15 protein-coding genes and 1 pseudogene are annotated in these 19,375 nt (G+C 72.7%); 12 read left to right on the top strand and 4 right to left on the bottom strand.

What is annotated here, in order from left to right; all coding sequences use genetic code 11:
• Positions 1 to 161 precede the first annotated feature (161 nt).
• Positions 162 to 965 carry a DNA-formamidopyrimidine glycosylase family protein gene (locus tag CLT74_RS14805; RefSeq protein ID WP_099847070.1) on the bottom strand — a complete coding sequence of 268 codons (804 nt, stop codon included), beginning with the start codon at positions 963 to 965 and terminating at the stop codon, positions 162 to 164.
• Between the two features lie 110 nt (positions 966 to 1,075).
• On the opposite strand from CLT74_RS14805, the gene CLT74_RS14800 reads away from it, so the two are divergent.
• Positions 1,076 to 2,278 carry a hypothetical protein gene (locus tag CLT74_RS14800; protein WP_099852021.1) on the top strand — a complete coding sequence of 401 codons (1,203 nt, stop codon included), beginning with the start codon at positions 1,076 to 1,078 and terminating at the stop codon, positions 2,276 to 2,278.
• An 87-nt stretch (positions 2,279 to 2,365) separates the two neighbouring features.
• Here CLT74_RS14800 and CLT74_RS14795 read toward each other — a convergent pair whose 3' ends face one another.
• Positions 2,366 to 2,608, bottom strand: coding sequence for a CPCC family cysteine-rich protein (locus tag CLT74_RS14795; RefSeq protein ID WP_099847069.1), 243 nt, complete (start codon positions 2,606 to 2,608; stop codon positions 2,366 to 2,368).
• A 26-nt stretch (positions 2,609 to 2,634) separates the two neighbouring features.
• On the bottom strand, positions 2,635 to 3,534 hold the full coding sequence (locus CLT74_RS14790) for an SAM-dependent chlorinase/fluorinase (RefSeq protein WP_099847068.1): 900 nt from the start codon (positions 3,532 to 3,534) through the stop codon (positions 2,635 to 2,637).
• Between the two features lie 253 nt (positions 3,535 to 3,787).
• On the opposite strand from CLT74_RS14790, the gene CLT74_RS14785 reads away from it, so the two are divergent.
• Positions 3,788 to 4,390: a hypothetical protein gene (locus tag CLT74_RS14785; RefSeq protein WP_143697166.1), complete on the top strand. Its 603-nt coding sequence runs from the start codon at positions 3,788 to 3,790 to the stop codon at positions 4,388 to 4,390.
• Between the two features lie 152 nt (positions 4,391 to 4,542).
• Here CLT74_RS14785 and CLT74_RS14780 read toward each other — a convergent pair.
• Positions 4,543 to 9,074, bottom strand: a pseudogene (locus CLT74_RS14780) (ATP-dependent helicase); the annotation flags it as partial.
• A 212-nt stretch (positions 9,075 to 9,286) separates the two neighbouring features.
• Here CLT74_RS14780 and CLT74_RS14775 point away from each other — a divergent pair.
• The 10 genes from CLT74_RS14775 to CLT74_RS14730 all read left to right on the top strand — a co-directional run bounded on the left by CLT74_RS14775 (position 9,287) and on the right by CLT74_RS14730 (position 19,355).
• Positions 9,287 to 9,667, top strand: coding sequence for a hypothetical protein (locus CLT74_RS14775; RefSeq protein WP_099847066.1), 381 nt, complete (start codon positions 9,287 to 9,289; stop codon positions 9,665 to 9,667).
• 148 nt (positions 9,668 to 9,815) lie between these two features.
• Complete coding sequence (locus CLT74_RS14770) at positions 9,816 to 12,653, top strand: Na+/H+ antiporter subunit A (protein WP_099847065.1); 2,838 nt, start codon at positions 9,816 to 9,818, stop codon at positions 12,651 to 12,653.
• Positions 12,650 to 13,108 (top strand): Na(+)/H(+) antiporter subunit C, encoded by a 459-nt coding sequence (locus tag CLT74_RS14765; RefSeq protein WP_099847064.1) that lies wholly within the window; start codon positions 12,650 to 12,652, stop codon positions 13,106 to 13,108. Before CLT74_RS14770 ends, CLT74_RS14765 begins: the two co-directional genes overlap by 4 nt.
• A 25-nt stretch (positions 13,109 to 13,133) precedes the next feature.
• Positions 13,134 to 14,636, top strand: a complete 1,503-nt coding sequence (locus tag CLT74_RS14760) for a Na+/H+ antiporter subunit D (RefSeq protein WP_099852018.1) — start codon at positions 13,134 to 13,136, stop codon at positions 14,634 to 14,636.
• The gene (locus CLT74_RS14755) at positions 14,633 to 15,229 is read left to right on the top strand and encodes a Na+/H+ antiporter subunit E (protein WP_099847063.1); all 597 of its coding nucleotides are present in this window, start codon (positions 14,633 to 14,635) and stop codon (positions 15,227 to 15,229) included. The genes CLT74_RS14760 and CLT74_RS14755 overlap by 4 nt, the downstream gene beginning before the upstream one ends.
• Positions 15,226 to 15,489: a monovalent cation/H+ antiporter complex subunit F gene (locus tag CLT74_RS14750; RefSeq protein WP_099847062.1), complete on the top strand. Its 264-nt coding sequence runs from the start codon at positions 15,226 to 15,228 to the stop codon at positions 15,487 to 15,489. Before CLT74_RS14755 ends, CLT74_RS14750 begins: the two co-directional genes overlap by 4 nt.
• On the top strand, positions 15,486 to 15,821 hold the full coding sequence (gene mnhG / locus CLT74_RS14745; RefSeq protein WP_099847061.1) for a monovalent cation/H(+) antiporter subunit G: 336 nt from the start codon (positions 15,486 to 15,488) through the stop codon (positions 15,819 to 15,821). The genes CLT74_RS14750 and mnhG overlap by 4 nt, the downstream gene beginning before the upstream one ends.
• Positions 15,822 to 15,986: 165 nt before the next feature.
• Positions 15,987 to 17,339: a hemolysin family protein gene (locus CLT74_RS14740; protein ID WP_099847060.1), complete on the top strand. Its 1,353-nt coding sequence runs from the start codon at positions 15,987 to 15,989 to the stop codon at positions 17,337 to 17,339.
• On the top strand, positions 17,336 to 18,403 hold the full coding sequence (locus tag CLT74_RS14735; RefSeq protein ID WP_099847059.1) for a hemolysin family protein: 1,068 nt from the start codon (positions 17,336 to 17,338) through the stop codon (positions 18,401 to 18,403). Before CLT74_RS14740 ends, CLT74_RS14735 begins: the two co-directional genes overlap by 4 nt.
• A 10-nt stretch (positions 18,404 to 18,413) precedes the next feature.
• Positions 18,414 to 19,355 carry a sporulation protein gene (locus CLT74_RS14730; RefSeq protein WP_099847058.1) on the top strand — a complete coding sequence of 314 codons (942 nt, stop codon included), beginning with the start codon at positions 18,414 to 18,416 and terminating at the stop codon, positions 19,353 to 19,355.
• The last annotated feature ends 20 nt before the right edge of the window (positions 19,356 to 19,375 follow it).

The following is a 19,375-nucleotide window of genomic DNA, read 5'->3' as shown; positions in this document are numbered from 1 at the left end:
CTGCCGGCGTGTCGTCGCCGCCACTCCGCGCCTGTCGCGTGACCGGCCGTCCACCGGCTCCGACCTGCCCAGACCACCGCGTGGAAGATGCACGCCGGCAGCCCAGCTCGCCGTGTGGAAGATGCCCGCCGGCAACAGCCGGTTCGCGGCAGGTACGGCGCTCAGGCCGGCTCGCCCGGCTGGCAGGTGGGGCACCAGTAGGTGACCCGTTCGCCCAGTTCCTCCTTGCGGATGGCGGTGCCGCAGCGCCGGCACGGCTGCGCCCGCCGGCCGTACACGTAGCTGGTCTGGCCGCGTGCCAGCGAACCGGTGGTGCTCTGCGTCCAGCGCCCCCGGTTGGCGGCCAGCAACTTCTGCGCCAGGGTCACCAGGCCGAGGAGGTCGGGCACCTCCCGCACGGGGGTACGCGGGTGGATGCCGCGCAGAAACAGCACCTCGCACTTGTAGAGGTTGCCGACGCCGGCCAGCAGGCGCTGGTCGAGCACTGCCACTCCGACCGGGGTGTCTGGGTGGGCCGCGAGTCGACGGACCGCCTCGGCCGGATCCCAGTCGGCGCCGAGCAGGTCAGGGCCCAGGTGACCGACGAGGCGCGACTCGTCGGCGGTGGGCACCAGCGCCACCTCGTGCAGGTGGTAACCGACGGCGGTGGCGACCGGGGCGCGCAGCACCACCCGGATCAGGTGCGCCGGCCGGGCCGTCCACCGCTGTCCGGGGGCGTACGTCCGCCAGGTGCCGTCCATCCGCAGGTGCGAGTGCAGCGTCCAGCGCGACTCACCGGTGCCGGCGGGGGCGTCCAGCCGGAGCAGCAGGTGTTTGCCCCGGCTGGCGCTGTCGCGTACCGCCCAGCCGGCGAGATCGGTGGTGGCGAGCGAGGGCACCCGAAAATCGCTGCCGGTCAGCCGGGCGCCGACAAGCGCGCGTTCCAGGACGCGGGCGGTGTTCCAGACGGTGTCACCTTCGGGCACGGCACCATTCTCCCTCACCCGAGCGCAATTCACATGTATCGCTATTTGTATGGCGCTTCTATTCGATCTACTGATATAGGCACTATCGGGGAGTTCTGAGGAGAATGCTGATGAATCATCCCCGCAGTTCCGTCCTGGCCGTCCTGCTGGCCACCGCCCTCGTCGTAGCTCTGCATCCGACCTCCGCCTCATCGGCCGCCCGGCCCGACCGGTGGACCGCCGACCTGTCGGTCGTCGACGCCGACGACGTCAACGTGCGACACACCCGCGCGGGCCTGCGACTGGCCGACGCCCGGCCACCCGGTGCGCCCGCCCGGCGCAGTGCGGTCGCCGAGGGCATGCTGGTGGCCTCACCGCGTGCCCTCAGTCGTTCCGCCAACCGGATCCGCGCCCAGGTCACCGTCGCCGCCAAGCCGGGTGCCACCGCGACCGTCCAGGTCCGTGGCTGGCGGACGACCGGCTGGACGGAGTGGCGCGACGCCGCGCCGACGGCCGTCTTCGACCAGTCGGTCCGTCGGGTGCAGGCCCGGGTGGTGCTCACCGGCAGCCGTTCGGGCGCGAGCACCGAGGTCCGCGCCGTCCGGCTCACCGCCGACACCGTCGCCGCCACCACCGCCGCCACTCCCGGCCTGACCTACCGGGTGTACGCGACCCGGGTCGGACTGGTCGGCGAGGTCACCGCGAACGGTCACACGGTCCGCGTCCGGGACCATTTCGTGGCGTTGCCGTCCCGCCGGGGACTGTCCCCGCGCAACACCGGTGACTACACCGTGCGGGTCTGCACCGTCACCGGCAGCCGCTGCGAGTACGCCCCGGTATGGGACGTCGGCCCGTGGAACACCCGCGACGACTACTGGAACCTCAGCGCGGTGCGGGAGAACTGGAAGGCCCTGCCGCAGGGCCTGCCGCAGGCGCAGGCCGCCTACCAGAACGGTTACAACGGCGGGCGGGACCAGTTCGGTCGGGTGGTGCTCAACCCGGCCGGCATCGACCTCGCCGACGGGACGTTCTGGGACGGGTTGCAGCTGACCACGAACGCCTGGGTCGACGTGGCGTACCTGTGGACCGGCACCGGCCCCCGTGGGGTGGTCGGCGACGGCCCGCTGACCGTGCGGGCCGGACCCGGCACCGGCTACCAGTCCCGGGGCCTGGCCGCCCAGCACGCAAACGTGCCGATCCAGTGTTACGTGGCCGGGCAGACCGTCGTCGGGCCGTACCGCACCACCAACCGGTGGAACCGCCTGGCCAGTGGGCAGTTCGTCAGTCACGCGTACATCTCGGCGGTCTGGGGTGGGTCGGTGCCGCTCTGCTGAGGCGGCACCCCGAGCCGGGCCGGTGTCCTCCCACGCCGGCCCGGCCCGCCGCGTCACCGGGTGCTCAGCAGCGCCCGGTCGGCTGGCTCAGGGCATCTCCTCCGGCCTCGGCGTCCGCACCAGTTCCTGGTACCGAGGGTGGCAGGCGCCGTAGACGGCGAAATTGAGGCGGGCGTGCGACAGGCTCAGGTCCCCGTTCGCCCCGCCACGGACGACGTCCGCGTCGGCGTCGGCCTGACCGTCATCTGTCCAGAAACAGACCGGGCAGGTGCCGCCGCCGGTCCGGTACGCGCAGCAGGGGCAAGCGGCGGGAACCCAGCGATCATCCACCTTGACAGCTTTCCACAGTAGACGGTTCATCCGTATTGTCCGGGAGCGTCCCCCACGACGCCGGAACCCCGGACCCGCAGCAGCGTACCCGGGACCACCCCGAGCAGTTCGGCGGCGTGTCCACCGTTGACGGAGAGCGCCGCCCGGCCGGCCGAGTCGGCGTGCGCCACCAGGGCGCCGACCGGGGCATCGCCGAACGTACGCCCGTGCACCGCTTCCCGCTCCCACCCGCCGCTACCCGCCGGGCTGTCCGCAGCGGCCGGATCGCCGGCCACCGGACCCACCCGGACCCGTGCCGGCAACGGGTCGAGCAGTTCGGCCCGGGCGGCCAGCTGGACGTTGCCGAACCCGTCCACCGTCAGCACCTCGGCGACGAACCCGTCAGGCAACCGGCGGGCCAGCGGCTCCGGTAGCCGTACCAGCGACGCCGGATCGACCGTCGGGCCGGCCTCGGCCAGCGGGGCACCGAGGGCCAGCCGGGCCGCGACAGGCGCGAAGACGTCGCGTCCGTGGAAGGTGGCCGAGACCCGAGGGGCCAGCCAGCGCGGATTTGTCAGCTCCACCGCCCCGGTGATCCCGCCGAGCGCCTCGGCGGAGTCCAGCAGCAGGCCGTTGTCGGGGCCCACCAGTAGGCCGGCGGGGGTGCCCAGGGCGACACCCCGACGGCTCGTGCCGACCCCCGGGTCGACCACCGCCACGTGCACCCCGAGCGGCAGGTGCGGCACGGTCTGGGCCAGTACCGCGCCGCCCCGACGAACGTCACCCGGCGGCACCAGGTGGGTCACGTCGATGATCCGCAGCATGGGCGCGAGGCGGGCGATCACCCCGTGGCAGGCCGCCACGAAACCGTCGGCGAGACCATAATCAGTGGTCAGCGAGACGACCCCGGCCGGTGCCCGCGACTCGCGGGCGCTGCTGCTGGTCACGGCACCGGATCGTACGCCCTGGATCCGCCGCCACGGGCGATGACGGCGTGGGCAAAGGGCGCGGAACAGGTGAGCCCGGTGCTGCCGCCGTCGCGTGCTGTCGGTGGCGTGGTGCTGTCGGTGTCGCGGTGCTGTCGCCGTCGCGTGTTGTCGGTGTCGCGGTGCTGTCGATGTCCGGTTGCCGGATAGCCGACAGCACGGCTGGCCGACCGGCCACTGCCTGCGGCCCGCTCCGGTTGGGCAGACTGCCTGGGTGAGCCACCGGAGCCTGTCAGCCGTCGCCCTGCTTATGATCACCGTCGCGGTCACCGCCTGTGGTGCGGAGCCGAACAGGTCGCCCGCCGCCGCACCGACACCGACGGTCGCCGTACCGTCGGCGGACCCGGCCTCGCCGAACAGCCCGACCGCCCTGCCCGCCCCCACCGGCGAGGCGAGCCCAGCCGCCCCGAGCAGCGCCGCGCCCCGGTCGTCGGCGGCCGGTCCGGGGGCGGGTGGCACCACCGAGCGACGCCCGCCGAGCCCGCCGCCCGTGGAGTTGCCGCCGCGCCAGGCCGGCGCACCGACCGGCCGGGAGGTCGTGGCAGCGTTCCGAGCGGCCGGGCTCAAGGCGGCGAACGTCCGGGACCGTTCCGTCGACTGTGGACCTGACGGGTTGGGGCTGGGCTGTTCGGAGCTTGTCGTGACCGACAACGTGGCCGTCTACGTCTTTCCCGACGAGAGCAGCGCCGGCGACCTGGCCGAGCGGTGGAGCGGAGCCGCCTACCGCAGCGGCACGGTGGTGCTCAACTACCTTGAGGCACCGACCCCACGCGCCGACCGCCCCCGCTACGAGAAGGTCCTCGACACCCTCCGCTGAAGCCTCCCTCCCTCCCTCCCTCCCTCCCTCCCGGTGCGCGCGATCTTGCACTTCTGGTCGCCGACATGTCCTACTTGAGGGGAATTGTCGCGACGAAAAGTGCAAGATCGCGGCGGTGGTGGGGGTGGGGGAGGGCGTGGGGTGGGGGTGGGTTAGGGGCGGAGGCGGAGGCCGCGGGGGTGGTGCGGAAGCCGGCGGCGGTGAGCGCGTCGCGCAGCGGCGACGAGCGTACGGATTCGCCGTCGGCACGTTCCACGGACATCGGGCCCAACGCGCCGGAGTGGACGGCGTCGGCAAGTGCCTTGCCGGCCGCGCCCAGCGCGTCCGCGTCGTCGGTGAAGGAGAGCAGCGTCCGCCCACCCCGTTCCACGTAGAGCGCCAGCTCACCCTCGACAAGCACGACAAGCGCCCCGGCCTTGCGACCCGCCCGGTGCCCGGTGGTCGGCGGCGAGGTCGCGTCGCCGGAGTCGACGACCCGCTCCGGCCAGGGCAGCGCCGCGCCGTACGGGTTTGCGGGATCGGTGGCCGCCAGCACCACTGCGGCTCCGCCCCGGGGCCGGCCGCCGTCCAGCGGCTCGGCGCGGATCCGGTCCACCGCGCCGGGCACCGCGAACTGCGCCGCGCCCAGCCCGTCGACGAAGTATCCCCGCCGGGCGGCGCCACGCTCCTCAAGCGCGGCGAGCACCGGGTAGACGGCGGCGAACCCGCCGATGACCTGCTCGGCCAGGACCGCGCCCCGGGTCAGCACACCGTGCCGTTCCAGCAGGACGTCGGCGAGTGCGGCGGCGCGGCGGGTCGGGTCGGTGTCCCGCGCCGGCAACCGCGACCAGCGCCCGGCCACGGTCGGTGGGCCACCGCGACTCGGCAGTGCCACCCGTCCCGGCCGCCGGTAACGGCCTCGGGCGGCGGCCGGGCGGGCGCGATGCGCGCCACCGGCACCGAGGACCGCCCGCAACGGTGCCAGGGTGTCGTTGCTGAGGTGACCTGCCCAGACCAGGTCCCAGATGACGGCTGTCAACTCGGCGTCGTCGGTGGCGCCGACCCGGTCGGCGAGGGGCCGGAAGAACAGCGCCTGCCCGTCGTCGAGGGCGTCCAGCACGGCGTCGTGCAGAGGCGTACGGGCGAGAGTCTCGTCCGGCGGCGGGAGCAGCAGCGCGGCCGAGTCGGCGTACGCCAGGCTGACCCAGCCGTCCCCACCGGAGATCGCCCCCGCGCCGGCCCACAGCACCTCGCCACTGGCGCACAGCTCGTCGAGCTGAGCGGGGGAGTAGTCGGCGACCCGGGCCGGCAGCACCAGCCGTTCCAACGCCGACGCGGGCACCGAGACACCCTGCAACTGCTCGACGGTCGCCGCCACCGCCTCCACCCCCCGGGCCGAGGAGCCCACCTGCTGCCAGCGGGGCAGGAAGGTGGCCAGGGCCCGTGGCGGCACCGGCTCGATCTCCCGGCGTAGCGCGGCGAGGGAACGGCGGCGCAGCAGGCGCAGCACCTCGGCGTCGCACCACTGGGTGCCGGCCGTGTCCGGGGTGAACTCACCGGAGACCACCCGGCCGGTGGCCGCCAGCCGGCGCAGCGTCTGCTCGACCACGAAGACCCCGAGCCCGAACCGTGCCGCGCAGGCGGCGGCGGTGAACGGGGCGTGCGTGCGGGCGTACCGGGTCACCAGGTCGCCGAGCGGGTCGGCCACCGGTTCGAGGTACGCCTCGGCCACGCCGACCGGCAGGGCCACGCCGAGGGCGTCGCGCAACCGGCCGGCATCCTCCACGCCGACCCAGCGCTCCTCCCCGGCGATGCGTACCCGTAGCACCCGCCGGGCGGCGGCCAGGTCGGTCAGCCACGCCTCGGGCGCGCCGCGCTCGGCCAGCTCACCGGTGCTCAGGTCGCCGAGCTGGCGGAGCAGCTCGATCACATCCTCGGCGTCGCGGGTACGGCGCTGGGTGGTGAGCCAACGCAGTTGCCGTTCGGTCTCGGCGAGCACCGCCGGGTCGAGCAGCTCGCGCAGGTCGACCCGGCCGAGCAGTTCGCCGAGCAGCGCCGAATCCAGCGTGAGTGCCGCGGCCCGGCGCTCCGCCAGCGGGGCGTCCCCCTCGTAGAGGAAGGCACCGACGTAGCCGAAGAGCAGCGACCGGGCGAACGGGGACGGCCGGGCACTCTCCACCTCGACCAGCCGCACCCGGCGGCCGGCCAGGTCGCGCATCACCTCGGTCAGGGCGGGCAGATCGAAGACGTCCTGCAGGCACTCCCGTGCCGCCTCCAGGGTGACCGGGAAGTCGGCGTACTCCCGGGCCACGTCGAGCAGTTGGGCGGCGCGTTGCCGTTGTTGCCAGAGCGGCTGCCGGCGGCGCGGATCGCGGCGGGGCAACAGCAGCGACCGGGCGGCGCACTCGCGGAACCGGGCGGCGAACAGCGCCGAGGTGCCCACCGACTCCTCCACCAGCTGGGCGACTTCCTCTGGATCGAAGGCCACCACATCGGCGCCGGGCGGGGTGTCGGCGGTGTCCGGCAGCCGCACCACGATCCCGTCGTCGGCGGGCATCACCTGTGCGTCGACCCCGTAGCGTTCGGCGAGCCGGCGACCGATGGCCAACGCCCAGGGTGCGTTGACCCGGGCACCCAGGACGCTGTGCACGGCCAGCCGCCAGTCACCCAGCTCGTCGCGGAAACGTTCGACGACCACCGTCCGGTCGTCCGGTAGGGCCCGGGTAGCGGCCCGCTGTTCGTGCAGGTAGGTCAGGAGGTTTCCGGCGGCCCAGTCGTCCAGCCCGGTGGCCCGCAGCGCGGCGGTGGCCTGCTCGGTGTCCTGCCGCAGCAGGGCCCGCACCCGGGCACCGATCGCCCGGCCCAGTTCCACCGGCCGGCCCGGCTGGTCGCCCTTCCAGAACGGCATCTTCGCCGCCTGCCCGGGGGCGGGGGAGACCAGCACCCGGTCCGGCGTGATCTCCTCGATCCGCCAGGACGAGGAGCCGAGCAGGAAGACGTCACCGACGCGGGACTCGTAGACCATCTCCTCGTCCAGCTCGCCGACCCGGGCGGCCCGTTCCGCGCCGGCCAGGAAGACGCCGAAGAGTCCCCGGTCGGGGATGGTGCCGCCACTTGTCACCGCGAGCCGCTGGGCGCCCGGACGGCCGGTGAGCACGTCGGTGGCGCGATCCCACACCAGTCGGGGTCGAAGCTCGGCGAAGGCGGTCGACGGGTAACGGCCGGAGAGCATGTCCAGTACGGCGTGCAGCGCGGAGTCGGGCAGCTCGGCGAAGGGCGCGGACCGTCGGACCACGCTCGCCAGGTCGCCGACCCGCCACTCGTCAAGCGCGACCATCGCGACGATCTGCTGGGCGAGCACGTCCAGCGGGTTGCGGGGATGGTGCAGCTCCTCGATGGCGGCCTCGCCCATCCGCTCGGCGACCACGGCACAGGAGAGCAGGTCACCCCGGTGCTTGGGCAGGACCACTCCCCGCGAGACCGCGCCGACCTGGTGCCCGGCGCGGCCGACCCGTTGCAGGCCGGCGGCCACGCTGGGCGGTGCCTCGATCTGCACGACCAGGTCGACAGCGCCCATGTCGATGCCGAGTTCGAGGCTGGAGGTGGCCACCACCGCCGGCAGCCGGCCCGCCTTGAGCGCCTCCTCGATCTGCCGGCGTTCCTCCCGGGAGACGCTGCCGTGGTGCGCCCGGGCGATGACCGGCGGTGCCCCGGAGACCGCGCCGGCCTGGGCCATCATCTCGGCAGGTGTCCTCGCCGCCGAGCCGGTCGCGGGAGACGTCGCCGCGGCTGTCTCGTCGGCGGCCAACTCGTTGAGTCGGGCGCAGAGGCGTTCGGCGCTGCGTCGGGAGTTTGTGAAGACGATTGTCGAGCGGTGCGCCCTGATCAGGGCGAAGACCCGTTCCTCCACAGCCGGCCAGATGGACGCCGTACGCGGACCGGCGAGGTCGTCCTCCGCCGCCGCCTGCTCGTCGAGGCGGGTCATGTCCTCCACCGGCACCTGGACGCTTACCTCGATCGTCTTGGCGGTCACCGGGGCCACCACCTCGACCGGGCGGGCGCCGCCGAGGAAGCGGGCGCACTCGTCGAGCGGCCGGACGGTGGCGGAGAGGCCGATGCGCTGCGCCGGGGCGGGCAGCAACTCGTCGAGCCGTTCCAGGGAGAGGGCCAGGTGGGCGCCGCGCTTGGTGCCGGCGACCGCGTGCACCTCGTCGACGATCACGGTCTCCACGCCCCGCAGCGAGTCCCGGGCGGCCGAGGTGAGCAGCAGGAACAGGGACTCCGGCGTGGTGATCAGGATGTCCGGCGGGGTACGCGCGAAGGCCCGCCGCTCGTCGGCGGGGGTGTCACCGGTGCGCATCCCGACGGTGATCTCCGGCGGGGGCAGGGCGAGCCGGGTGGCGGCCTGCCGGATGCCGGTGAGGGGGGCGCGCAGGTTGCGTTCGACGTCGACGGCGAGTGCCTTGAGCGGGCTGACGTAGAGCACCCGGCAGCGCCGCCGAGGGTCGGTCGGGGCTGTCTCGCGGGACAGCCGGTCGAGGGACCACAGGAACGCGGCGAGGGTTTTGCCGGAGCCGGTGGGGGCCACGACCAGGGCGTGCCGGCCGGCGGCCACCGCGTTCCAGGCGCCGGCCTGCGCCGCCGTCGGCGCGGCGAACGCCGCACCGAACCACTCCCGGGTCGCCGGCCCGAACCGGGCGAGCGCCTGCTCGCCGGGGCCGTGCTGGAATCCGCCACGACCCCATCCTGCCCCCGGGTACCGACATTCGTTCACCGCGAGCTGGGCGGGATATGTCTTGTTAAGGCGTTAAGAGCGACTTACGCCTAGAATCCGTTAAGTCTTACTTAACTGCTTGCTCTTGAGGGGCAACATAAAGTAACTTCACCCGCGTCGTGGCGAGCGGTGGAGGGAGTCGGATGGCCGTCGAGGAGCGGAGTTCCGGATCCGGCACCGACGTTCTGATCCGCAAGGTCGACAGCCATGTCACAGCCCTGCGCGCCGGGCTGCAGGGCCCCGATCTCGAACTGGCCGAGCGGCTCGCCAGTTGCCTCCGTGAGCTTGTCGTCTCCACCGCGCAGGCCAGCGCGGCCGACCGAGCCCAGGTGCGGGCCGCCGTGCACTACTTCGTGCTGCGTCGCGAGAGCCGTGGCCGGTTGTTGTCCGTGCGCTCCCTGGCCGCCGCCCAGCGACTTGTCAACAAGGCCGCGTTCCAGCTCGGTCGGCCGGACCTGGTCGTCGACGGGCGCCCGGGTCGTGCCGGCGGAAGCGCCGCGCCGGACGTCGCCGCGCACAACTGATTCGGTCGGTGCGCGCCTTCGGCCGCATTGACGGCGAAAGTGTGCTCATTTCGGAAAAAGCATCCATAGCACGCCGAACTGTCGTCTGATCGCTCCTAGGTGCCCCAACCCCCGTGGGGCGTCTCGGCCACCTCGACCGGGAGCGCGCGTGCTCGTACTGCTGATCCTGCACCTGGTGGCGGCCGTGGTGGCCCCACTGCTGGTCCGCCGGTGGGGTCCGCGCGCCTGTTACCTGCTGGCCCTGGTGCCGGCCACCGCCTTCGGCTGGGCGTTGGTACGCACACCCGAGGTGGCCCACGGCGGTGCGGTGGTCGAGACGTACCCGTGGATCTCGGAGCTGGGGCTGGACCTGGCGCTGCGGATGACCACCCTGTCCTGGCTGATGACCCTGCTGGTCGGCGGTGTGGGCGCGTTGGTGCTCGGCTACAGCGCCCGGTACTTCCCGCCGGACGCGCTCGGCAACTCGCGGTACGCGGGCGTGATGGTCGCCTTCGCCGGGGCGATGCTGGGGCTGGTCCTCGCCGACGACCTGCTGCTGCTCTACGTGTGCTGGGAACTCACCACGGTCTTCTCGTACCTGCTGATCGGGCACAGCAGCGAGCGTCGGTCGAGCCGCTGGGCGGCGGCCCAGGCGCTCACCGTGACCACCCTCGGTGGCCTGGCCATGCTCATCGGGTTCCTGATGCTCGGCCACCACGCCGGTACCTACCGCTGGTCGGAACTCGGGCAGCAGCCGCTGCCCGGCGGGGCGTACCTGGTCGTCGCGGTGCTGCTGATCCTGCTCGGCGCGCTGTCCAAGTCGGCGGTGCTGCCGTTCACCTCGTGGCTGCCGGTGGCGATGGCCGCGCCGACACCTGTCAGCGCGTACCTGCACGCGGCGGCGATGGTAAAGGCCGGCGTCTATCTCCTGGGCCTGCTCACCCCGGTGCTCGCCGTGGTCGGGCCGTGGCGGCCGGTGGTGGTGATCGCCGGCCTGGCCACCATGCTGGTGGGCGGTTGGGCGGCGCTGCGGCAGACCGACCTCAAGTTGCTGCTGGCCCACGGCACGGTCAGCCAACTCGGGTTGCTGACGGTGGTGGTCGGAGTGGGCACCGCGGACGCCGCGCTCGCCGGGGTCGCCATGCTGCTGGCCCACGCGCTGTTCAAGGCGGCGCTGTTCCTCGTGGTCGGCGTGATCGACCACGGCGCCGGGACCCGGGACCTGCGCGCGTTGTCCGGGCTGCGGCGCACCGCGCCGGTGCTGACCGGGGTCGCCGTGCTCGCCGCGGCCTCGATGGCCGGGCTGCCACCCCTGCTCGGCTTCGTCGCCAAGGAGGCCGTGTTCGCCGCCTTCGCCGATCAGCCGCTGGTGCTTGCGGTGCTCGTCGCCGGGACCGTGCTCACTGTCGCGTACAGCATCAGGTTCGTCTGGGGGGCCTTCGCCGACCGTCCCGGCGCCACCGCCACCGATCTGGGCCGGATCGCGCCGTCGATGCTGATCCCTCCGGCCCTGCTGGCCGTCGTCGGGCTCGTCACCGGCCCGGCCGCCGGGGCGTTGGATCACCTGCTCCGCCCGTACCCCGAACTTTTCGGCCCCGTCGGCCAGCACCTGGCCCTCTGGCACGGACTCACCCCGGCGCTCGGTCTGTCCGTGCTCGCCCTGGCCGGTGGTACCGCGCTGTTCGCGCTGCGGGGCCCGGTGGCTCCGGTGGTGGCCAGACTGCGCTGGCCGGTCACCGGCCAACGGGGGTACGAGTGGATCACACACCGCTTCGACCGGGTCGCGGTGGACGTCACAAGCGTCACCCAGCGGGGATCGCTGCCGCAGTACCTCGGTCTCATCCTGATCGTCCTGGCCGCCGTGCCGGGCGGGGCGGTGTTTTTCATCCAGCCCTGGGAGCAGTCTCTGGACCTGTGGGCCACCCCGGCGCAGCCGGTGGTGCTGCTGGTGGTCTGCGTCGCCGCGCTGCTCGCCGTGGGGGCCAGCCGACGGTTGACAGCGATGCTCCTGGTCGGCATGACCGGCTACGGCACCGCGATGCTGTTCGTGCTCTACGGCGCGCCTGACCTGGCGCTCACCCAGTTCCTCGTGGAGACCATGACCATCGCGATCTTCGTGCTGGTGCTGCGTCGACTGCCCGAGCGGTTCTCGATGCGACCGCTGCGGCGCAGTCGCTGGATCCGGCGGACCATCGGGGCGATCGTCGGTACGACAGTCGCCGCGCTGGCGGTCGGAGCCGCGGCGGCCCGGCAGGCGCGCTCCATCTCCGAGGATTTCCCACACCTCGCGGTGGAGCAGGGGCACGGCCGCAACGTGGTGAACGTGACCCTTGTGGACATTCGCGCCTGGGACACCCTGGGGGAGGCCGCGGTGCTGGTGGCCGCCGCGACCGGAGTGGCGAGTCTGATCTTCCACCAGTCCCGCACCGGGCCACGTCCCCGTCGACGGGAGGTCGCCGAGGACGCGGAACCCGCCGGCCGCGAGGTCTGGTTACGCGGCGGGGCCACCCTGCACGAGCGGCAACGGTCGATCGTGCTGGAGGTGGTCACCCGGCTGATCTCGCACACCGCTGTGCTCTTCTCCCTCTACCTGCTCTTCTCCGGGCACAACGCACCCGGCGGCGGCTTCGCCGGTGGACTGGTGGCCAGCCTGGCCCTGACCATGCGATATCTCGCCGGTGGCCGCTACGAGTTGGTCGAGGCGGCACCGATCGGCGCCGGCACGGTGCTCGGCGCCGGTTTGCTGCTCGCGGTCGGCAGCGGAGTGGTCGCCCTGGTCGTCGGCGGCACCGTGCTGGAGAGCGCCACTGTCGACCTGTGGCTGCCCCTGATCGGCCACTTCTACCTGGTCACCTCCCTCTTCTTCGACGTCGGCGTGTATCTGGTGGTGATCGGGCTGGCGCTGGACGTGCTGCGCAGCCTCGGCGCCGAGGTGGACCGCCACATCGAGATGGCCGGTGGGGCCGGCGGCGGGCTGGCCGGTCGGCAAGGGGAGGCGCGGCCATGAGCGCGGGCGCCGACCTGGTCTCCTTCGTCACGATCGGAGTCCTCGTCGGCTGCGGCGTGACCCTGCTGCTGGAACGCAGCCTGAGCCGGGTCCTGCTCGGCGTCATCCTGATCGGCAATGGTGTCAACCTGCTCATCGTCTTCGGCGGCCGGGCCGGGGAGCCGCCCGTGGTGGGCGTCAGCGACGAGAGCGCGATGAGCGACGCGCTGCCCCAGGCCATGGTGCTCACCGCCATCGTCATCACCTTCGGCTTCACCGCCTTCCTGTTGGCCATCAGCTACCGCAGCTGGTATCTGACCGGCGACGACGAGGTCCCGGACGACATCGAGGACCGGGAGATCGTCCGGCGGGCGGCCCGTCGCGAGGTGTCCGCCGCCGACCTGGCCAGCGAACCGGCGGTCGCCGACCCGCAGCAGGTCGACGCGCCGGCCCCACCCCGTGAGGAAGACCGGTGATGAGCCGGTACGGGCGGTGGCGGCGATGAGCGCGCTCGTGCCGCTGCCGGTGGTGCTACCGCTGCTTGGCGCCGCGGTGACGCTGCTGCTGGGCAGCCGTCCGTGGACCCAGCGGACGGTGAGCGTGGGCTGCCTGAGCGCGAGCCTGGTGGTGGCGGTGGTGCTGCTGGTGCAGGCGTACCGGGAGGGGCCGGTGGTGATGCAGATCGGCGGCTGGCCGGCGCCGGTGGGCATCGTGCTGGTCGCCGACCAGTTGGCCGCGCTGATGCTCGTGGTGTCCTCGGCGGTGACCCTCTGCGTGCTGCTGTACTCGATCGGGCAGGGTCAGGCGGAGACCGGGGAGAGGTCCCCGGTGGTGATCTTCCACCCCACCTATCTGGTGCTGACCGCCGGTGTGTGCAACGCCTTCCTCGCCGGTGACCTGTTCAACCTCTTCGTCGGCTTCGAGATGCTGCTCGCCGCGAGCTTCGTGCTGATCACGCTCAACGGCACCGCGCCCCGCATCCGTACCGGCTCCACCTACGTCGTGGTCAACATCCTGGCGTCGATGATCTTCCTGATCTCGGTGGGCCTGGTCTACGCGGCCACCGGCACGCTGAACCTGGCTCAGCTCACCGCGCGGCTCGACGCGTTGCCGGACGGCGTACGGCTGAGTCTTCAGTTGATGCTGCTGGTGGCCTTCGGCATCAAGGCGGCGGTCTTCCCGCTGTCGGCCTGGCTGCCGGACAGCTACCCGACGGCCCCCGCCCCGGTCACCGCGGTCTTCGCCGGTCTGCTCACAAAGGTCGGCGTGTACGCGATCATCCGGACCCAGACCCTGCTCTTCCCGGGGCAGGAGGCCGGGGAACTGCTGATGGTGGCGGCCGGCCTGACCATGCTCGTCGGCATCCTCGGCGCGGTGGCCCAGTCGGACATCAAGCGGCTGTTGTCGTTCACGCTTGTCAGCCACATCGGCTACATGATCTTCGGGGTGGGGCTGAGCACTGTCGCCGGGCTGGTCGGCGCCATCTTCTACGTGGTCCACCACATCACCATCCAGACCACCCTGTTCCTGATCTCCGGACTGGTCGAGCAGCGGGCCGGCAGCACCGACCTGCGCCGCCTCGGCGGACTGGCCCGGCTGGCACCCATGGTGGGTGTGCTCTTCTTCGTCTCGGCGATGAACCTGGCCGGCATCCCGCCCTTCTCCGGTTTCCTGGGCAAGCTCGGCCTGCTCCAGGCCGGGGTGGCCGCCGGCGGACCGCTGCCCTGGACGCTTGTCGCCGTGGGCACCGTGACCAGCCTGCTCACCCTCTACGTGGCGAGCCGGGTGTGGAACATCGCCTTCTGGCGCTCACCCTGCGAGACGGTCGCGCCGACCGCACCACTGCCCGCGTTGATGGTCGGTGCCACTGTCGCCCTGGTCGCGCTCGGGGTGGCGCTGACAGTGGTGGCGGGTCCGCTGTTCGAGTACACCGGGCGGGCCGCGACGGATCTGATCGAGCGCACCCCGTACGTGCGCGCCGTCCTGCCGGGCGGGGTGTCATGACCGCGCCGGGCGCCCTGCCGCCCGCGTCGGCGGACCGGCAGACCCGGATGGGCCGGTGGCGTGACCAGCTGATCGCCTACGGCTGGCTGGTGCTGGCCTGGAACCTGTTCTGGGGAGAGCTCACCTGGGGCAATCTGCTGGGCGGGCTGCTTGTCGCCGCCGTGGTGCTGCTGTTCTTCCCGCTGCCGCCGGTGACCTTCCACGGCCGGCTCCGGCCGTGGGGACTGCTGGTGTTCGGCGGCCGGTTCGTCGTCGAACTGGTCCGGGCCAGCGCCCACGTCGCCCGGATCGCGGTGCAGCCCGGCTACACCCCCCGTTCGGCGATCCTCGGGGTGCGGCTGCGCCTGCCCACCGATCTCAACCTGGCCCTCACCGCCGAGGTGCTCTCCCTGGTGCCCGGCACGTTGATCGTGGAGGTGGACCGGGACGCCGGAATCCTCTACGTGCACGTGCTCGACGTACGTGGCCCCGCCGACCTGGACGCCCACCGGGCCCAGGTCCGCGCCGTGGAGCGGCGGATCGTCGAGGCGGTCGGCTCGAACGCCGAGCTGCGCCGGGTACGTACCGGACCCGTCGACAAGGAGTCTCCGTGACCGTCTTCCTCGCCATCGTCCTCACCACGCTGCTGTCGGTGACCGCGCTGCTCGCCCTCGGCCGCCTCTACCGGGGCCCGTCGCTGCTGGATCGGGTCGTCGCCGCCGACATGCTGCTCGCCACGATGGTCGGTGCCGTGGGCGCGGAGGCGGCGGTCAACCGGCACGCCACCACCCTGCCGGTGCTCGTGGTGCTCGCCCTGCTCGGCTTCGTCGGCTCCGTGTCGCTTGTCCGCTTCGCTGTCCGGGACCGGGCGTGACACCGGGTAGCGTCGCCGACTGGCTGGGCGCGGTCAGCCTGGTCGCCGGTGCGCTGCTGAGTCTGGCCGCCGCCATCGGGGTGCTGCGGTTCCCGGACACGCTGAGCCGGATGCACGCGGCCACCAAGCCGCAGGTGCTCGGGGTGCTGCTCCTGCTGCTGGGTCTGGGGCTGCGGCTGCGCAGCCCCGCCGACCTGGGCATGATCGTCCTCGTCGGGGTCTTCCAACTGGCCACCGCTCCGGTCGCCGCGCAGATGATCGGTCGGGCCGCGTACCGCGCCGGGCGGGTGGACCGGAACCTGCTCGACGCCGACGAACTCGCCGACCGTTGAACCGGTCGGGCGACCACAATGAGTACGCACTCCCGCCCGGCCCGGACCTCGACGCCGGTAGAATGACCGCATGATCGACTCTTCTGCCCAGGAGGGCAGCAGTAGCCAGCCGGGTAGGCCCCGGCATCCCCACCGACCGACGACCCCGGGAGCCCTGAACCTCCCGTGTTGATCCTCGTCGGCCTTCTTCTGATCATCGTCTTGACCGTCGCGACGGGGTACTTCGTCGCGCAGGAGTTCGGCTACGTCGCGGTCGACCGCGGCAAGCTCAAGCAACGCGCCGCCGAGGGCGACCAGGCGTCCGCACGGGCCCTGGAGGTCGCCGGACGGCTGTCGTTCATGCTCTCCGGCGCGCAACTCGGCATCACCGTGACCGCCCTGCTCGTCGGTTACGCCGCCGAACCGTACCTCGGTGCCGGCCTGGCCGAGCTGCTCGGCCTGGCCGGCGTCTCCGCCGGTGTCAGCCTGCCGTTGTCCGTCGCGCTGGCCCTGGTCATCGCCACTGTGGTGCAGATGGTGGTGGGTGAGCTGGCCCCGAAGAACCTGGCCATCGCCCGTCCCGAGCAGGTGGCCCGGGCGTTGTCCCGTTCCACCCTGGTCTACCTGGCCATCGCCGGCCCGCTGATCAAGCTCTTCGACAAGTCCGCGGTGCGGCTGCTGCGGCGGGTCGGCATCGAGCCCATCGAGGAGCTGCCCAGCGGCGCCACCCCGGAGGACCTGGAACAGATCATCGCCGAGTCCCGGCTGGAGGGGCACCTCGACGCCGACATGTCGGCGCTGCTGGACCGGGGGCTCGACTTCCGGCAGCTGACCGCGGGTGAGGCCATGGTGCCCCGGGTCGACGTGCACACCGTGCGGGCACACGAGCCGGTCAGCCGGGTGGTCGAGCTGCTCGACACCGGACGCTCCCGCTTCCCGGTACGCGGCACGGAGGGCGTCGACGACCTGGTCGGCGTGATCGGCATCGCCGACGTGCTCCAGGTGCCGCCGGCCGAGCGTGCCACCACCCCGGTCAGCGCGGTGGCCGTACCCCCGCTGCTGGTGCCCGAGACGCTGCCGCTGCCCACCGTGCTGGACCGGCTCCGCTCGGGGCACCGCCAGCTCGCCTGCGTGGTGGACGAGTACGGCGGCTTCGCGGGCGTCATCACCCTCGAGGACATCGCCGAGGAACTGGTCGGCCCGATCCGCGACGAGGACGACCCGCCGGAGCGGGCCCCGGCGCGGCAGGAGGACGGCTCGTGGGTGGTACCCGCTCGCTGGCGTATCGACGAGGTCGCCGACAGCACCGGCATCGCCCTGCCCGAGGGCCCGGAGTACGACACCATCTCCGGGCTGGTCATGCGGGAGCTGGGTCGGGTGCCGGAGGTCGGTGACCGGTTGGAGATCAACCTGCCGGCCGACGGCGACAACGGCCAGGTCCCGCCGCGTGCCCTGGTCGAGGTGCTCGCGGTGGACCGGCACGTGGCCGATTCGGTCCGCCTCCAGCTCGCCGACGGACCCGCGCAGGTGAACGCATGAGCACCGGATTCGCGCTGATCACCTCAGTGGTCCTGCTGGCGCTCAACGGGTTCTTCGTCGCCGCCGAGTTCGCTCTCGTGGCGAGCAAGCGGTACCGCCTGGAACAGGCTGCGGCCAGCGGTGGCCGGGCGGCCCGGGCCGCCCTCGACGGCGTACGCGAGCTGTCGTTGATGCTGGCCGGTGCCCAGCTCGGCATCACCCTGTGCACGCTGGGTCTCGGTGCCCTGGCCGAGCCGGCGATCGAACGGCTGCTCGGTCCGCTGCTGCACGCCGTCGGCCTGCCGTACGGCGCCAGCCATGTGATCGCGCTGATCTTCGCGCTGAGCCTGGTCACCTTCCTGCACCTGGTGGTCGGCGAGATGGCGCCGAAGTCCTGGGCGATCACCCACCCGGAGCGCTCCGCGTTGCTGCTGGCGCTGCCGTTCCGGGCCTTCGCCCGGGTGGCCCGCCCGGTGCTGTCGGTGCTCAACGCGGTGGCCAACGCGATGCTGCGGCTGGTGAAGGTCAACCCGCAGGACCAGTTGGCCCAGGTGCACGGCCCCGACGAGTTGCGGATGCTGCTGGAGCAGTCCCGGGAACACGGGTTGCTCGGCGCCGCCCAGCACGAACTGCTCACCAGCATGCTGGAGTTGCAGGGCACGACCGTGGCGCAGGTGATGGAACCTTTCGACCAGATCGTGACCGTCCGTCGCGATGATCCGGCGGGCCACATCGAGCAGGTCAGCCGGGACAGCGGTCGGTCCCGCCTGGCGGTTGTGGACGCCGCCGGTCACGTCTGCGGCCTGGTGCACGTCCGGGAGGCGGTGCGGGCCACGGCGGGCCGACCCGACGCCACCGCGGCCGACCTGATGAACGACGCCATCACGATTCCCGACACCGCCACGGTGACCGAGGCGGTCGCCGTGATGCGGGCCCGCCAGTCGCAACTCGCGCTGGTCCGCAACGGCGGTGGGCCGACCCGGCCGGTCGGCTTCGTCGCCCTGGAGGACCTTCTGGAGGAGGTCATCGGGGAGTTCGACGACGAGACCGATCCGATTCCGCGCGCGGTACGCCGGCTCAGATAGGGGCACACGGGTGCGGCTGACGGGGGTGTCACCGGGGTCGGGCGGTACGGGCCTGACGGTGCAGACCGCGCTGGCCAACCCGAGCACCCGCCCCGGCCTGCGACTGCCGGGGCGGGTGAACCTCATCGCCGGCTCCGTCGACGTGCCGATCCTGCACGTCCGGCTCGGCCTGGTCAGCACGGCCGAGCCGGACGATCCGGAGGCTCCCCGTCGGCTGGTGCAGTTCCACCAGGCGCAGGTGGCCGGTGCCCTGGTGCTGCGGGCCGGACGGGCCCGCTCGATTCCGTTCGAGTTCCCGGTGCCGTGGGAGACGCCGGTGACCACGCTGGGCGGGGTGCCGCTGCTCAGCCTGCGGATGGGACTGCGTACCGAGGTGGCGATCGAAGCCACGCTGGACCAGGGCGCGATGGTGCCGGTCTTCGTCCACCCGCTGCCGACCCAGCAGCACGTGCTGGCCGCCCTGGACACGCTCGGCTTCAGCGTCCGCCAGTCCGGGCTTGTCGACGCTCGGCTGCCCGGCGTGGAGCAGGCCCTGCCGCTGCACCAGCGGTGGGGCTTCTGGGTCGGTCCGCTCTACGCCGGACCGATCACCGAGCTGGAGGTGATCTTCGTGGCCAACTCCGCAGGCCTGGAGGTGATCCTCTGGTGTGACCGGCGGTTGGCGCTGGCCGGGATCACCCACACCAGCATCAGCCGGTTCCGGATCTGGCACGTCGGCGCCGACCAGCGGGACTGGGTGAACACCGTGGACGGGTGGCTGCGCGAGGCCATCAACAGGCACGCCGCCGCAGCGGCGCACGCCGACTGGTCGGCCCCTGTTTCCGAGTCGGCCCACGTCAGTCGCCCGCCCGACCGGCCGCTGCCGCCCGGCCCGGAACCTGGTGCCGACGCGGGCGGTGCCGGTGTCGGTGGCGGCGAGGGCGGCGGTGGCGGTGGTGGCGGCGGCACCTGACTCGGCCCGTGCCGGCACGC

This window comes from Verrucosispora sp. CNZ293, assembly GCF_002754655.1.
Note: the sequence above shows the minus strand (reverse complement) of the source record. Positions and strands in the feature narration are given on the sequence as shown.

What these genes read in the sequence shown, in the direction of transcription:
- CLT74_RS14760 (WP_099852018.1), top strand. Translation starts at nt 13,134, where the DNA reads ATGAGCGCGCTCGTGCCGCTGCCGGTGGTGCTACCGCTGCTTGGCGCC.
- CLT74_RS14735 (WP_099847059.1), top strand. Translation starts at nt 17,336, where the DNA reads ATGAGCACCGGATTCGCGCTGATCACCTCAGTGGTCCTGCTGGCGCTC.
- CLT74_RS14755 (WP_099847063.1), top strand. Translation starts at nt 14,633, where the DNA reads ATGACCGCGCCGGGCGCCCTGCCGCCCGCGTCGGCGGACCGGCAGACC.
- CLT74_RS14765 (WP_099847064.1), top strand. Translation starts at nt 12,650, where the DNA reads ATGAGCGCGGGCGCCGACCTGGTCTCCTTCGTCACGATCGGAGTCCTC.
- CLT74_RS14775 (WP_099847066.1), top strand. Translation starts at nt 9,287, where the DNA reads ATGGCCGTCGAGGAGCGGAGTTCCGGATCCGGCACCGACGTTCTGATC.
- CLT74_RS14800 (WP_099852021.1), top strand. Translation starts at nt 1,076, where the DNA reads ATGAATCATCCCCGCAGTTCCGTCCTGGCCGTCCTGCTGGCCACCGCC.